At 50.1% G+C, this 14,175-nt stretch carries 15 protein-coding genes and 1 pseudogene; 6 read left to right on the forward strand and 10 right to left on the reverse strand.

Annotated features, from left to right (window positions below; genetic code table 11):
* Window positions 1-9: 9 nt before the first annotated feature.
* The 3 genes from KME12_00845 to crtH all read right to left on the reverse strand — a co-directional run bounded on the left by KME12_00845 (window position 10) and on the right by crtH (window position 2,789).
* Complete coding sequence (locus KME12_00845; protein MBW4486314.1) at window positions 10-216, reverse strand: hypothetical protein; 207 nt, start codon at window positions 214-216, stop codon at window positions 10-12.
* 178 nt (window positions 217-394) lie between these two features.
* Window positions 395-997 (reverse strand): superoxide dismutase, encoded by a 603-nt coding sequence (locus tag KME12_00850; protein ID MBW4486315.1) that lies wholly within the window; start codon window positions 995-997, stop codon window positions 395-397.
* 205 nt (window positions 998-1,202) lie between these two features.
* Window positions 1,203-2,789, reverse strand: coding sequence for a carotene isomerase (gene crtH / locus KME12_00855; protein ID MBW4486316.1), 1,587 nt, complete (start codon window positions 2,787-2,789; stop codon window positions 1,203-1,205).
* Between the two features lie 549 nt (window positions 2,790-3,338).
* On the opposite strand from crtH, the gene upp reads away from it, so the two are divergent.
* The 3 genes from upp to KME12_00870 all read left to right on the forward strand — a co-directional run bounded on the left by upp (window position 3,339) and on the right by KME12_00870 (window position 4,862).
* Window positions 3,339-3,989: a uracil phosphoribosyltransferase gene (upp, locus tag KME12_00860; GenBank protein ID MBW4486317.1), complete on the forward strand. Its 651-nt coding sequence runs from the start codon at window positions 3,339-3,341 to the stop codon at window positions 3,987-3,989.
* Between the two features lie 89 nt (window positions 3,990-4,078).
* Complete coding sequence (locus KME12_00865) at window positions 4,079-4,408, forward strand: hypothetical protein (protein MBW4486318.1); 330 nt, start codon at window positions 4,079-4,081, stop codon at window positions 4,406-4,408.
* A 166-nt stretch (window positions 4,409-4,574) separates the two neighbouring features.
* Window positions 4,575-4,862, forward strand: coding sequence for a YggT family protein (locus KME12_00870; protein MBW4486319.1), 288 nt, complete (start codon window positions 4,575-4,577; stop codon window positions 4,860-4,862).
* 60 nt (window positions 4,863-4,922) lie between these two features.
* Here KME12_00870 and KME12_00875 read toward each other — a convergent pair whose 3' ends face one another.
* Window positions 4,923-5,357 (reverse strand): hypothetical protein, encoded by a 435-nt coding sequence (locus KME12_00875; protein MBW4486320.1) that lies wholly within the window; start codon window positions 5,355-5,357, stop codon window positions 4,923-4,925.
* A gap of 321 nt (window positions 5,358-5,678) precedes the next feature.
* Between KME12_00875 and KME12_00880 the strand changes: the two genes are divergently transcribed.
* Window positions 5,679-6,311: a hypothetical protein gene (locus KME12_00880; GenBank protein MBW4486321.1), complete on the forward strand. Its 633-nt coding sequence runs from the start codon at window positions 5,679-5,681 to the stop codon at window positions 6,309-6,311.
* A gap of 191 nt (window positions 6,312-6,502) precedes the next feature.
* On the opposite strand, the gene KME12_00885 is transcribed toward KME12_00880, so the two are convergent.
* From KME12_00885 to KME12_00895, 3 genes and pseudogenes are all read right to left on the reverse strand, one after another.
* A complete protein-coding gene (locus KME12_00885; protein MBW4486322.1) occupies window positions 6,503-7,369 on the reverse strand; it encodes a shikimate dehydrogenase in 867 nt (288 codons plus the stop codon).
* Window positions 7,370-7,383: 14 nt separating this feature from the next.
* Window positions 7,384-7,885: pseudogene (locus KME12_00890) on the reverse strand (DUF4332 domain-containing protein).
* Window positions 7,886-7,949: 64 nt separating this feature from the next.
* Window positions 7,950-8,378: a hypothetical protein gene (locus tag KME12_00895; GenBank protein MBW4486323.1), complete on the reverse strand. Its 429-nt coding sequence runs from the start codon at window positions 8,376-8,378 to the stop codon at window positions 7,950-7,952.
* 113 nt (window positions 8,379-8,491) lie between these two features.
* Between KME12_00895 and KME12_00900 the strand changes: the two genes are divergently transcribed.
* Window positions 8,492-9,133 (forward strand): NAAT family transporter, encoded by a 642-nt coding sequence (locus KME12_00900; GenBank protein ID MBW4486324.1) that lies wholly within the window; start codon window positions 8,492-8,494, stop codon window positions 9,131-9,133.
* Between the two features lie 7 nt (window positions 9,134-9,140).
* Here the strand turns inward: KME12_00900 and KME12_00905 are convergent, their stop codons facing one another.
* The gene (locus KME12_00905) at window positions 9,141-11,141 is read right to left on the reverse strand and encodes an FHA domain-containing protein (GenBank protein ID MBW4486325.1); all 2,001 of its coding nucleotides are present in this window, start codon (window positions 11,139-11,141) and stop codon (window positions 9,141-9,143) included.
* Window positions 11,142-11,177: 36 nt separating this feature from the next.
* Window positions 11,178-11,723 carry an FHA domain-containing protein gene (locus KME12_00910; protein MBW4486326.1) on the reverse strand — a complete coding sequence of 182 codons (546 nt, stop codon included), beginning with the start codon at window positions 11,721-11,723 and terminating at the stop codon, window positions 11,178-11,180.
* Window positions 11,724-12,374: 651 nt separating this feature from the next.
* Between KME12_00910 and KME12_00915 the strand changes: the two genes are divergently transcribed.
* Entirely contained in the window at window positions 12,375-12,575 is a 201-nt protein-coding gene (locus KME12_00915; protein ID MBW4486327.1) for a hypothetical protein, read from the forward strand.
* On the opposite strand, the gene KME12_00920 is transcribed toward KME12_00915, so the two are convergent.
* Window positions 12,538-14,175: an acetolactate synthase large subunit gene (locus KME12_00920; protein MBW4486328.1), complete on the reverse strand. Its 1,638-nt coding sequence runs from the start codon at window positions 14,173-14,175 to the stop codon at window positions 12,538-12,540. The genes KME12_00915 and KME12_00920 overlap by 38 nt on opposite strands.

Raw genomic sequence — 14,175 nt, forward strand, 5'->3', positions numbered from 1 at the left:
CCAGCTCGCTTAAAACACTTCGTCTTCCATCCCTTTCCACCATTCTCCTAAATTCATCAGCGATTGGTGGATGTCAGCCAGCTCATTGGCATATTCATCTGCGGGCATGGTGTCTCGCCGCTCTTGCAGTTTTTGTAATCGGAGTTGCAAAAGGAGCCAAGGTTTAGCCATGCCATCGGTGGCCTCAATGTATTGAGCGATTTCGTTGCTATTCATTGTTAAATTTAAGATTAATTTTCTTAAGCTCTTTTATTGTAAGGATTGCCGCTGCCCAAACACGGCCAAATAGAAAACAGCCACGAACTAAAGCGTGACTGTTTGGGTGTGGTTGCAGTTGGTTCAGCTCAACTCATGGCTGAGAAACCTTCAACTGCTGTGATTGAGAGCCAGTGGTCTAAGCCGCTGCTGCCAAGTTTTGAGAAACGAAGTCCCAGTTCACCACGTTTTCTAGAAAGGCTTGAATGAAGTCAGGACGACGGTTTTGGTAGTCGAGGTAGTAGGCGTGCTCCCAAACATCTAAGGTTAGGAGGGGAGTTTGGCCGTGAGCGATCGGGTTTTCGGCATTGGGGGTCTTGGTGACCTTGAGGGTGCCGTTGTCGAGGGCTAACCAAGCCCAACCGCTACCAAACTGAGTGGTCGCTGCATTCTTGAACTCTTCGACAAACTTATCGAAGCTACCGAAGTCAGCATTGATTTTGTCTGATAGAGCGCCGCTGGGAGAACCACCCCCACTGGGCTTCAAGCTATGCCAGAAGAAGGTGTGGTTCCAGACTTGAGCGGCATTGTTGAATACACCCACTTTGTCTGGGTTTTTGAAGGTGGCTTTGATCACTTCTTCAAGCGATTTGTCAGCCAGCTCCGTGTCTTGAGTGAACTTGTTCAGGTTAGTCACGTAACCTGCGTGGTGCTTGTCGTGGTGGAACTCTAGGGTGCGTGCCGAGATATAAGGCTCTAGCGCGTTGTAGTCGTAAGGTAAGGGGGGAAGTTCAAAAGCCATGTGTTCTAATCCTCTCCGAATGGCTGGTGGAGCGATCGCGGGTAGCAAACCCAATTCAATCAGCGATCGCTTCTGTCCAATGCTTGATGAGAGCACTGGTAGAGACAGCAATTTACGATAGGATTTTATATCAAAAGTCCGATGAGAGCTAGACCAAACCCGGAATCGTAATGATTTAGCCTATTTCCAGGCTTTATTCAGGGCTTTACAATTTCAAATCAACGGCAATGCGATGGGCACAGGCAAAGCCAGAGAAAGCGACCGCATTGAGACCTTGTCCGGGAAAGGTGCTGTCGCCCACACAGTAAAGACCTGGCACCGCTGTGCGATTGAAGGGCATACCCAACAGGCCCAACAATTTACGCCTAGGAATGGGGCCATAGGTGCCATCTTGCCGCCCCAAGAAGCGACGGTGAGTTCGAGGGGTGCCTACTTCTTGGTAGTCCAGCATTTGACCTAATTGTGGAAAAATCTTCTCCAGTCGTTGTATGAGAGTTGCTGCGGCTGCTTCTTTCTTTTCTTCATAGGCGCTGGGGGATAATCCCTGCCATTCCTCTAGCCAACTGGGAGTGAAGGTATGGATAATGTGATGACCTGGAGGCGCTAAGTCAGGGTCGAGCAAAGTCGGGATCGAGACAAAAATGGTACTTTGGGAATCCTCCATCCGCTCCCAGTCTTCCAGCAGAATGTGATGGCATTCCGTGCCAGTTGGCAAGGCTTCTGCTTTTACCCCTAAATGCAAGCTAAGAAAACTAGGAGATTTTTGATAGCGTTGTTGCCACTTCTTCTCAGCAACGGGCATTTTATCAGTAGGGAGTAAATGCTCGAAAGTATCCCAGCGGGTGGCATTAGAAACGATTCGTTTAGCTCGGTAAACCTGACCAGAAGCGAGTTCTACACCGACCGCGCGGTCATTCTCCATCAAGATCTGCTTGACTCTAGCTTTGTACTGAATTCGACTTCCCGCTTTCTCTAAGCCTTCTACCAATTTTTGGGCAATTTGGCCCACGCCACCTTTGGGGTAATTGATGCCGCCATAGTGGCGATCGCTAAACACCATTCCTGCATTGATCATCGGAGTTTTATCGGCTGGAACCACCGACCAGCAGTAACACTCCATATCGATAAATCTCAGCAGCGCCGGATCGTTAATGTAGCGGCGGGCAATATCTCCGACGTTTTGGGGTAGATACTTGACCAAGCCTAAACAAGCGAAAGGATGCTGGAAAAACACCCGGGTCAGATAGCGAGGCTCTTCCAACGACAACAAGTCCATCGCATTGAGACAGTTGAATACTTTCCAGCATTCATCATAAAACTGCCGAATGCCCTCGCGCTCATGGGGAAACTGAGCAATTAGTTCTTGCAAAAACTTCTCATAATCCCGATGAACTTTTAGATCCAATCCATCGGGCAGGTGATAGTGAATTTGCACCGGATCGGGAATCGTTTCTAGGCTCATGTCTACTGCTTGCAAGGCTCGCGTGAGCAGATTTGTGGTGCCTTGCTGACCAAACCCAAAGATCATTGAGGCTCCGACATCAAACCGATACCCAGCCCGCTCAAAATATCCAGCACTACCCCCTGGAATCAGGTACCGCTCTAGAACTAATACTTGGGCTCCTTTGGCCGCCAGTTGGGTCGCCGTAACTAGACCCCCAATGCCAGAGCCAATTACGATCGCGTCGAATTCTGTACTGTCAAAGTCTGTTGGCCCGGAGGTTGACTCAGAGAGAGAGGAACCCGGAGCAATTTGACCCAAAGAAGCTGGAGAAGCGTTGGAAGCAGGCATGAACTCAGCGGGATTGCAGAACAAAACTGGAAACAGGTGGCTAACACCCAAACAACGAATTAGCGATCGCAACTTAGACCCCAACTCGTCATTGCTAGCTCACCCATCCCTCTGTTCAGTGTATCGGATCAATGTATGAGTCTATAAGTCTAGAACGAAGTCTAGAACGGCCCTAACAACGATGATAATGGCGATCGCCAAAGTTGAAGAAAAACTAGTAAAGCTGCTCCACAACTCCAAACTCGGCTCAAGATCGAGATTAAGGGAGCCAAATAAGAGAGCAAAAAAAGAGGGGACCAGTTTGCTGCCGCTAACCGATCCCACCTGCCGATCCTTAGAGAGGAGAACACTGAAAATTAATATAGTCTTGTTGAAAATAGTTGTCAATACTTAATGCAAAAGAGTTGCAACAAGTTCCTTGAATTTCTTATGACGATCGCATCAGGATCTGATGAAGTGCAGCTACCTGCTCGCATCTATCCCGAAGGGAAAGGAGTATCATAGTGGACGCTTGTGACTTGGTAACCTCTATTTCTTTAACTGCTGGCTATGGCTTTGCAACTGCGAGTTTACGTTCCACCTCACCCTTTAATTAAGCATTGGCTAGCCGTAGCCCGTGATGTGTCTACCCCGCCTGCTCTCTTCCGCAGCGCTATGACAGAGCTAGGGCGCTGGCTAACCTACGAAGCGATTCGGGACTGGTTGCCTACGGTTGAAACCACGGTCGAAACTCCTCTAAGTCCTTGTGCCGCCACCTTTGTAAATCCAGAAGTACCCATTGTGGTGGTGCCAGTTTTGCGGGCAGGTCTAGCACTATTAGATGGAGCACAAGCATTGTTGCCCTTAGCCTCGATTTATCACTTGGGGTTTGTGCGAGATGAAGCCACGCTAGAAGCTAATTGCTATCTCAACAAGTTGCCAGAAGTATTTCCGCCCGAAACTCATGTCTTAATCAGTGAACCCATGCTGGCGACAGGGGGCACAATTATGGCAACAATGGCCGAGCTGACTCGCAGAGGCGTTGATCCAGCTTTTACCCGGATTATTTCTGTAGTGACGGCTCCCACAGCGCTACAAAAGCTCAGCACAACCTATCCCAGCTTGACGATCTATGCAGCTGCGATTGATGAAGGGGTTAATAGCCACGGCTTTATTGTGCCCGGACTGGGAGATGCAGGCGATCGCACCTTTGGCACCTAGCGTTCCTAGCCAACCTCTCTAGCCAGCAAAGTTAACGTGGTGGAATACTAGTTAAGCTAAGCTGAACACTAAAGCAGGACAGTATCAAGATGAGCAATCGAGATGGTTTCACAGGCGGATTTGTCGCAGGAGCCCTCTTTGGCGGCATTGTGGGTGGTATTCTAGGCACCCTGCTGACTTCCAACCGCTTGCAAGAGTCGCTCCCTGCTGACGAAGCTTTGAGTAGTAAAGGTAGGAAACGCAATCTTAAGCCTCCGACAGAGCAGAGTATTGAGATGGCTCGTCGCGGCTTAGAGGACAAAATTGCCCAACTCAACGAAGCGATCGACGACGTGCGTGAGCAACTCAGCACCGTGAACGGTAGACCGGAAGAAACTGAATTGGTGGGTTGGGAAGAGCAGGCCCAGCGCGATCGCTAACGCTGCATCAAGACCCTAACTTTGCACACTGGGACTAACTGGGACCATCAGGGGTAATACTTCCCAGGGGGTAACTTCTGTTTGACCAATTTTGTCGGCGCTGATATTCGTTAAAGTAAATTCAAGCCTAGAATGCTTGTATATCTAGAAGGAAGCCAGATTATTTATGAATCCCTCAATAGCGCTGCTAACCAATACCTTGGCTACTTTTCTGCAAATTTATACAGTTCTTTTGATTATTCGGATTCTTTTAAGCTGGTTTCCCACCATTAGCTGGTCTGATCCTCCCTTCTCAATCGTCAGCCAGCTCACCGATCCTTATCTCAACCTATTCCGCTCCTTCATCCCTCCCTTAGGTGGGCTCGACTTCTCACCTATTCTGGCGATCTTCCTGCTGCAATTTTTGACAGGTATTTTTAGCAGCTTGCAGCAAAGTTCTGTCTATGGCCTCTAAGCCCTAATCGAGCCCCAATTGAGCCCTAATTGAGACTTACCTTTTGGGTAGCTAGTTTAGCTAGCGACGCACTTTGCCAGTAAAACCTGCTGCTTTGAATTGCTCTAGCTTCAGAGGAGCAGGTTGACTGGCGGGAACCGTAATCCTGAGCTGAAAATCACTCACACCCTGAGGCACCTCATCAATTGAGCCTAGCCGGGTGCGATTTTGCATGACTAAGTTGTTATTGGCATCGTAAATGCGGCCAAAAATATCTGCATTGATCACTAGCTTGCCCGAATCATTTTGAGCTTTACCCGTGACGAGAAAGCAATTGGCAGGGATTGCGGCACCCCCACTGCTGACCGTGCCTTCAGCTAGTTCAGCGGGACACTCGTGATAAGAAATGTCAAACAACTTAATTTGGGTGAGGGCGATCGCAGCAGGACTCACCAGCCAACTGCCTAGCGTAAATAGGCAAGCAATCACAAGGACAGCAAAGGCCCGAAAGCGCATAAACTTCACTGTAATGACTCAATAACAACTGGTTGAGCTGTTTGTAAGCAGCCTGAACTCAGCTTAGCGTGAATTGGCTCTAACCTTTTCCGGTTCACTAGCTCGCTTCCCTGGGCCCTTCTGTAATAATAGAAATTTAATCTTCGCTGTAAAAAGTTAATATTTTTATTAATGATTGATGCGAAATCCAACTCCTAAAAGCTCATCAAACACCCAATTTTGGCAACTTGATAGCAAAGCTGGTTGATTCAGCTGGGAGCGATGTAGGAGTAGACAAGGTTGGTTTCGATGTTGGTTCATCCCCTGTAGCTACCATCTGCCATGACCAAAGCTGAGATTGAAGCGGTCTTACAAGCAGCATTTAGACGATGTGATGCTGTCAACTATCCGCTCAATGCGCAACAAAAGCAAATTCTGCTGAGCATGGTAGTGGAATTAGAGCGTTTGCAGCGTCCGAGCAATGATGCAGATGGCAATAACGAAACAGAGAATCCGCTGGATGAACTGACCGCTGAGCAACGACGCACTCTGCTCGAATTTGTCAAACAGCAAGAGCAACAAAACCATCCCTGGAAAATTAAGCTACTCAACGATTGGTTACACAATCGTGACTCCGCCTCGATGCAATTTATCCGAGAGCTGTACGGCCCGCAATGGCTCAACCGCGTGCAACCCAAACACGTCACCGCCTACGCCGAGCTAGATAATCGCGAAACCTTAAAGGTCAAAGTGGGCGATCGCATTGAAGTTTGCAATAGCCTCTGGGAATGGGTCCAAGCAGAAGGCCCCTGCGCCCCCGAATGGTTTTCTTGCACCGTCATTGGGGTCGCCGAAAAAGCCGACAACGGCCAAGCCTACACCAGTTGCCTCATCCGCTTCGACAGCGGCATGGAATACGAAATCCAAGGCATCTACCGCTGGAACCGCTACAACTGGCGCTGGCCCAGCCCATAGAGTTCCCTAAGAATTCCGAACCAGGCCCTCTAGCTCCCCAATGCTGGGGGGAATACTACACGCACTCACCTTTTGGAGGGAGTCTGAGGGACGCAACCGTCTCTCAGCGGGGGTTTGGGGGCAAGCGCCCCCAAGGGTTCGGTTTCAACAAACCAACCACGAGACAACAACCCCTCGCCAGCGAAACCAAACTACAAGCCCAAATAATCCCGCAATGCTTGTCGCATCACCTCCACCGGAGCCGTTTGCCCCACCCAAATCTCTAGCGCCGCTGCCCCCTGCTGCACCAACATTTCCAACCCATCGATCGCGATCGCCCCTTGCTGTTGAGCCTGCCGCAAAAACCGCGTGGGACTCGGCGTATAGATCAAGTCATAAGCGATCGCTCCCTGAGTCATCTGAGTTGCGATCGCGTCTTCTAAGGGTGACGCCTCATCATGGGGGTGCATCCCAATCGGCGTACTATTCACAACCAAACCTGCATCAGGCAACAAACTGGGCAACTCCTGCCAAGAATGAATCGAAAGCTCAACTGGAATTGGAGAATTAACCCAACTTTGTTGAAAGTGGGCTAGCTTTTGGCGATTGCGCCCCACCACCTTCACCGCCGCACAACCCAACTGAGCACAGCCCGCCACGACTGCCCGCGCCGCGCCTCCATTGCCTAAGATCACCGCTGTGGTTTGGCTCCAATCGCGGTTGTAGGTTTTGAGGGGAGCGAGAAAGCCGACCACATCCGTGTTGGTGCCGCTCCAACCCTGCTCCGTGCGCCAAACCGTATTCACAGCTCCAATCGCCTGAGCCACGTCCGACACCTGATTTAACAACGGAATAATGGCTTGCTTGTGGGGAATCGTGATGCTAAATCCGCGCAGATCAATGGCAGCAAATCCAGCGATCGCGGTGGCTAAATCGGATGGCGCTACGGGCAGAGGCACATAAACGTAATCCAGCCCTAATGCGGCGATCGCGGCATTGTGCATCACGGGTGAGAGAGAATGCTTGATTGGGTCACCGATTACACCCAAAAGTTTAGTTGTACCTGTAATCAACTTCATGCACTACTAGTTATTTAGATTCTTGTTTTCAGAATAGAACTAGCTGTGAGCGATCGCGCCTGTTGCATCCAGATCGCTACTGCCTCTACGGGAGGACACAAATCTGGTCGCTGCATCATGGCAACTTGCAACCGCATAATTTGGGGGTGTAGCCGATGTAAAGAAGTCTGAGCTAGTTGAGCGCAAGAGGCAATCCCTGCATGCAGCAACAGCCCGCAATATTGACAGCCTACACTCGGAATTTTCGCCAAGTCAGCTAAGGCCACCCATTTGTTGACGTGTTGAATATGGATTTGCAGTTGGGCCGCTAGGTGCTGTTTCTGAGCTGGTGTATAGGTGCTGTTTCTGAGCTGGTGTAGCAGCTTGCTGCAATAGCTGTTGGGTCGTGTGAATGTCGTAGCCTCGCAATCGAGTTTGGTCTTCTTGGCTTAGACCTGGCAATTGTTCAATGGGCCAGCTACAGGGTCGTAGCGGTTGAGGACGAGACCCAGAACGATGGCGATCGCGCGTACCCATAGTCGTGTCACTGACAAAGAATCCTATTCTGGCGCATGTTGTCTAGATCTGCTTGGAATGGCGCTTAGAACAGCCATTGCCCTCCCCGGAAGCGCGATCGCGGGAACAGAATTCGCATCAAACTGTGAGCAACTAAATAAATTGCGAGCCAAATTGAGCTGTAGTGCCACAAAAAGCCCGACATGGATAGGTTTCGATCAATGCCAAACAAACCAACCGTTTTTAGCAGCAACACAATAAATACTGCTTCCCACAGCCCTGCTAACAGTTGCAAAGCCCCTGGCCAATCACGATCCCAACGAAATTTCTGTAAGTAGGTATAAAGGACATCCCATCCTAGGCCAAACAGCGCTACATAGAACAGCACCCAGAAAAATTGTGCGGTTGCACCAGGGCCGATATAGCCAAGAGCAAACGGTAGCGTCACCAAGACACCGACTGTAGCGAAGAGGAATAAACGAGTTTGCCAGCGCCCGAATAGGGTGGGTGTCATGCTTCTAGCCTAGACTTCACGATTTCAGCCACTAGATTGATGAAAAACTAGTAGGTAAAGGATATTACAGAACTGTCGAATCTAATCTGCTATGGCTGAGCCGATCAAGTTTCATGCAGCAACTTCTAGCTGAAGTCACCGCTACCTTTCTAGCCCTACTCCCCATTGCCAACCCCATTGGGGCTGTTCCTTTGTTCTATAGCTTAACGGCTTTAGATTCCAAAGCTTATCGTCAAAAGCAGGCTCGGAAAACCTCACTGAATGTGATTTGTGTCTTAATTATCTTTTTTCTAGCTGGGAGGCTGATTTTAGAATTTTTTGATCTTTCCTTAGGAGTCCTACGAATTGCTGGAGGCTTGCTAATTGCGCAGACGGCTTGGGAGATGGTAACTGTGCGACCTAGACTCACTCCCCCGGAACGAGAAGAAGTGGCGGAAAAAGAAGATATTTCGTTCACGCCAATGGCTGTACCCATGTTGAGCGGTCCGGGCGCGATTGGGGTGGTGATGGGGTTGTCAGCGAGATCCAGCCAGTTGCTGGACCACTTAGGCGCTCTAATCGGGATTTTGCTACTGGGGGGCATGATCTACTTCTGCCTTTCTGTGGGCGATCGCGTCATGGCCCGTCTAGGCAAAAGTGGCGTGGGCGCTTTTAACCGTGTTTTGGGATTTTTTATTTTGGCGATCGCGGTGCAGTTTATTGCCGAAGGTACAATCGCCCTGCTCAAAGATTCGGTTCCGGAGCTATTTAATTAGGTGGCGGCTAAGAGGGAGGTCGCCCAATCACCCACTTGAACCACTGAGTCAGCGATCGGACTGGATGTAAGCGTTGCAGACTGGGAGCGCGCATTTTCACTAAATCTGTCACCGCGCAGAGAGCCGCGTATTGCAACCCCAAGAAACTATCGACCGCCGCATAGGGACCACCCAGAATCATTGCTCCTGCTGCATACAGGCGACCTCGACCATTCCGCATTTCGACCAACTCAAAATCATTAGCCACGCTCAAGCGACCCAATGGATTCAGCGGCAAACTGTACTGCGTCACCAAATCATCTAAAAGTGGGTTCGTTTTGACTTTGGCTTCCAACCCCGTAGCATCAATGACAAAATCTGCTTCCAGCCGCATTTGCCCCTTCAAGTTTTGTTCTTGAATGTAAGTCACAGGGCGATCGCGCTCATCTGCTTCTACCCGTTCCACTTCTCCAAAGGTGATTTGATACCAACCTTGGCTCAGTCCCTCTTCGACAATGCGCCGCCAATCTCCCCGGTCGGCTGTGGTGGTGCCGCCCCAAGCAGCTAAGAGACCTTGGCGCTCTTGGGGAGTAGCTTGCTCTAGCATGACTCGTAGTTCCCCGCTCCAACAAGCTTTCGGCCAATTAAACGGTTGAAACTCGTAATGGTTCTCGACGTGGCGTTGAGCGGTGCCAAACTTATTGCCTTCAGGCTTGGGCGATCGCATCAAATGCAGAATTGCAATGTTGGGATTTTTTTGCCGAGCTTCGTAGAGCCGTTGCAAAATGCGCGATGCGACAATCCCGCGACCCCGAATCAAGACGGTGCCGCCTTGCTGTTCCAAATGCTCATAAACGTGATCGTGATCTTCGTAAGCATTCACGACCGAGGTAAAGTCTTTTGTTTGCTCGCGATAGGCTTGCAAGTCGGGCAAAAACTGAATCGCAGGATATCCGGTGGCAAGTTGCACATAGCGGGCGACTAAAAAGGCATGGTCCCGCTGCTGCGAGGTCGAACGAGAATAGGCGATCGCGTACCGTCCATCATTAGTTTTGCGAATCCCTCGTACCCGTCCATAGCAAAACATCTCCTCCCACCCGATCCGTTTAGCTTCGCGATCGAGGGCTGCAAACAGATTCGCTGCTCGCGGTGTATAGGTTTCAGCAAAAGTTGGCTCTGCAAACACCTGCCACAGATATTTCAGCGCTGCTGTCAGATGGCCTCTGCTCAAGTCGTGCCAGGCTTCCCGCAAGGCATAACTCGGCCAGCCCCAAATATTATCTGGGCAAGAATCAGAGTTGGAGCGCAATCGTTCGTGTAAAGGAATTTGGGAATTGCGGCACAGACGTTGATAACGAGCGTAGGGTTGGGGTTCCATGCCTAAAGTGATCACTTGAGCCGAGTGAACTCCACAGATCCGAAGCAAATCGACCCAACAAAAGCTTCCTAATCCAGCCCCAATCGCGGCATAGTCGCTTTCTCGCACAGGTAAACCTGTCGCAAATAAATCCTGTACTGAGACTTGCTGGTTCTGAAACAGAGGGGGTGGAAAAGATTCATCCGCTAGATGGGCCTCTCCTGCACTTGGTAACTCTGTGACAGCAAAGCGAGGATCGGGTAACTGAGTTGCGGCTAGGGACGGTGGAGTTAAAGGAGTTAAAGGAGACGAAGCAGGTGCCGGAGGAGTGACGGCGAAGGAGATGGCGATCGCGTAGGGGCCAATCTGGATCGTGTCGCCGTTCGCCAAGAAACTGCGGTGATGCAATACACCATTTACTAGCGTGCCATTAATACTGTTTTGATCCGTGACCACCAACCCATCAGGTTCTAAGGTGATCAAGGCGTGGAACCGAGAAATTTCGTCACTGGCTAGGGCAACGCGGCAGACGCGCTGTTCTCCAAGCTGAGCAGGCAACTGGGCAAATTCTCGTCCTAAGGCGATCGGCACCGTCAACACTGGCGATCGCTGCTCCCCCGTTAGAGGTTCTGACCAGCTCAGTTGAATTCGTAGTGGTGCTGCCCCAGTCATACCGCTCTTGCTAACCTATGGGTGACGTTGGTGAGATTACCTTGGCGACAGTATGACACTGGCTGCCGCTGCTAAGGAAGTCCCACACCAAGGGCAACCTGACTGGAGGTACTCGTAGCGTGAGGTCTGATGACACTTAGGACACTGAAGGCCATAGGTTGAGAGAGCGGGCGGAGCAGTGGGAACCAAGGGGCTAGAGAGGGTAGGAATTAGGGTAGGAAGCTGAGGAGATAAAAGAACTGTAGTTTTGATGGGGGCGATCGCGGTCACGTATAGCTCTAATTGACCTAACCCAATCTTGCTACCCACTTGCAGCGCCACTTCCCCTTGCTCTAAGCGGGAGCCATCTACAAAGGGTGGGTTCTGGGCACGGAGATTTCGGAGATAAAACTGGTTTTGCTCTGGCTGAAAGATGATCTCGACGTGCAACCCTGAGACAGTGGGATGCGACAGTACCCAATCACAGCGCTCTGGATCGCGACCAATGCGAATCGCTCCGGGTTGTTTACTGGCCTGCCAGGGATGCAACGTTTTAGTTTCTGCTTGCTCCCCTTCCGTCCAAGCTAATGTGATTTCATACATCGTTCCAGCCTTAGATGACTTATTGCTACCAATTACCTCAGAGTTGGCTCCCGAAATTCCCTGAAGTTTGGCAAGAACTTGCCCAAAACAGTGAGCTATTTTTGATACGAGCGGTTAGCGATCGCCCCTTTTTTGCATTCACTTTTAGCACTAGCTTTTAGCATTCATTGCTTACCTATAGCAATCTTTTTTGATTCTTGAATGGGGTGCAGGGGTAAAACCCTTGAATGGGGGCGAAGCCCCCACCCCCCTGTTCCCAATCCATTTAGGATTGCTTTTTTGATTCTTGAATGGGGTGCAGGGGTAAAACCCTTGAATGGGGGCTCGCCCCCACCCCCCTGTTCCCAATCCATTTAGGATTGCTATAGATTATCAAGGTACAAGGTAGGTCAAAGAGCATTCCAGACTAATGAACTTAATCTTTTTGAAGACAAATTAGCCTTCTTACTTCCTACGCTAATTTTGTGTTTTTAATGAGCAAATATGCTTATCAAAGGGCAAAGTCAACCTTCAATTTTTAATTTTTTAGCAATAAAAGTACAAAATTCTTTTATTTGTGACGCTACGCACAGCGAAACTAATTGAACTTTTATTAAATATCAAAGAGATCAACTCAAGACTCGGTTCGCAGCCTTTCACGGAGCATAACTTATGGCTACAAGTGGCGCTCCTGAGCGAGACAATATTAACCAGGATGAGGTGACTAAATTCTGGGGGTGCGAGATGACACACCTAGCCCCCCAAGAAAAAGAGCTAGTGGTGATGCTCTGGCAGAAGCTAAAGCAGCGTCGCCAGAACACCCTCAAGTCACCGACTACATCGCACAACTTAGATCTCCGGCTTTTTGGGTAAAGCGTAGATTCTCGCTGTAGTCTACTGGGCAATCAATTACCGCTGGCACATCCTGAGCTAAGGCAGTTTTTAAGGTCGGAATCAGATCGGTTGCAGATTCAACTCGGTAGCCTTTTAAGCCCATACTTTCAGCTAGCTTCACAAAGTCAGGATTGGTGAATTTCACAAAGGCAGAATGGCCGTAATAGTTTTGTTGCTTCCATTCGATCAAGCCATAGCCACCATCATTAAAAATAATCGTGACAAAAGCGGTGCCGACTCGCAGTGCGGTTTCTAGCTCTTGGCAGTTCATCATGAAGCCGCCATCTCCAGTCACCGCTACTACCTTCCGGTCTGGATGCACGAGCTTAGCCGCGATCGCGCCTGGAATGGCAATGCCCATTGCGGCAAAACCGTTAGAGATAATGCAGGTGTTGGGGCGATCGCAGTGGTAGTGACGCGCCATCCACATCTTGTGTGCGCCCACATCGGAGATCACAACGTCCTCTGGCCCCATGATTTGCCGCAAATCGTAGACTATTTTCTGCGGCTTGATCGGAAAACCATCATCCTTGGCGTACTGCTCATAGTCTGCCTGGATCTCTGCTCGTAAGCTGATGGCATAAGGCTCTGGCTGGCCTTGGCGGTTAGAGCGCTTCAAGATTTCTTGGAGGGAGTCAGAAATATCCCCGACCACATCGGCGATCGGCATGTAACTGCTATCAACTTCTGCGGTGGTTTGCCCAATATGCACAATCGGAATCGTGCCGTTGGGGTTCCACTTCTTGGGTGAATATTCAATCAAGTCGTAGCCGATCGCAATCACTAAGTCAGCGCGATCGAAACCACAACTAATATAGTCGCGTAGTTGTAACCCCACTGACCACAAAGCTAAAGGATGCGTGTAAGGAATCACCCCTTTGCCCATGAAGGTATTAGCCACAGGAATATTCAGTTCGGTGGCAAACTTGGTTAACGCTTCACTAGCGTCGGCTCGAATCGTGCCATTCCCAACCAGAATAATGGGATTCTTGGCGGCAGAAATCGCGGCGGCAGCTTGCTCAATGCTGTGGAATGAAGCGTAGACTTTCTCCATCGAGCACTTCGACAGGGCTTGGCCTGGGGCCGTCATAGCAGCAATATTTTCTGGTAGATCGATGTGAACGGCACCCGGTTTCTCACTTTCAGCAATCTTGAACGCTTTGCGGACAATTTCTGGAGTATTGCTAGGGCGAACAATTTGGGCGTTCCACTTGGTCACGGGCGCAAACATAGCTACCAAGTCGAGATATTGGTGTGACTCGATGTGCATGCGATCGGTGCCAACTTGCCCAGTAATGGCTACTAGCGGAGCGCGATCCAGATTAGCATCGGCCACGCCAGTCATTAGGTTGGTGGCTCCAGGACCGAGGGTGGAAAGGCAAACGCCCGCTTGCCCCGTTAAGCGACCATACACGTCTGCCATAAAAGCAGCGCCCTGCTCATGCCGCGTGGTGATGAACTGAATCGAAGAGTGGCTTAAGGCTTCCAACATGTGAAGGTTTTCTTCACCAGGTAGGCCAAACACGTAGCGAACGCCTTCGTTTTCGAGGCATTTAACCAACAGTTCGGCGGTGTTGAT

The sequence above is a fragment of the Trichocoleus desertorum ATA4-8-CV12 genome (assembly GCA_019358975.1).
Taxonomy (GTDB): Bacteria; Cyanobacteriota; Cyanobacteriia; order FACHB-46; family FACHB-46; genus Trichocoleus; species Trichocoleus desertorum_A.

Excerpts from the sequence above, each read along its gene's own strand:
- KME12_00845 (MBW4486314.1), bottom strand. The coding sequence starts at position 216 with ATGAATAGCAACGAAATCGCTCAATACATTGAGGCCACCGATGGCATG.
- KME12_00850 (MBW4486315.1), bottom strand. The coding sequence starts at position 997 with ATGGCTTTTGAACTTCCCCCCTTACCTTACGACTACAACGCGCTAGAG.
- crtH (MBW4486316.1), bottom strand. The coding sequence starts at position 2,789 with ATGCCTGCTTCCAACGCTTCTCCAGCTTCTTTGGGTCAAATTGCTCCG.
- upp (MBW4486317.1), top strand. The coding sequence starts at position 3,339 with ATGGCTTTGCAACTGCGAGTTTACGTTCCACCTCACCCTTTAATTAAG.
- KME12_00865 (MBW4486318.1), top strand. The coding sequence starts at position 4,079 with ATGAGCAATCGAGATGGTTTCACAGGCGGATTTGTCGCAGGAGCCCTC.
- KME12_00870 (MBW4486319.1), top strand. The coding sequence starts at position 4,575 with ATGAATCCCTCAATAGCGCTGCTAACCAATACCTTGGCTACTTTTCTG.
- KME12_00875 (MBW4486320.1), bottom strand. The coding sequence starts at position 5,357 with ATGCGCTTTCGGGCCTTTGCTGTCCTTGTGATTGCTTGCCTATTTACG.
- KME12_00880 (MBW4486321.1), top strand. The coding sequence starts at position 5,679 with ATGACCAAAGCTGAGATTGAAGCGGTCTTACAAGCAGCATTTAGACGA.
- KME12_00885 (MBW4486322.1), bottom strand. The coding sequence starts at position 7,369 with ATGAAGTTGATTACAGGTACAACTAAACTTTTGGGTGTAATCGGTGAC.
- KME12_00895 (MBW4486323.1), bottom strand. The coding sequence starts at position 8,378 with ATGACACCCACCCTATTCGGGCGCTGGCAAACTCGTTTATTCCTCTTC.
- KME12_00900 (MBW4486324.1), top strand. The coding sequence starts at position 8,492 with ATGCAGCAACTTCTAGCTGAAGTCACCGCTACCTTTCTAGCCCTACTC.
- KME12_00905 (MBW4486325.1), bottom strand. The coding sequence starts at position 11,141 with ATGACTGGGGCAGCACCACTACGAATTCAACTGAGCTGGTCAGAACCT.
- KME12_00910 (MBW4486326.1), bottom strand. The coding sequence starts at position 11,723 with ATGTATGAAATCACATTAGCTTGGACGGAAGGGGAGCAAGCAGAAACT.
- KME12_00915 (MBW4486327.1), top strand. The coding sequence starts at position 12,375 with ATGGCTACAAGTGGCGCTCCTGAGCGAGACAATATTAACCAGGATGAG.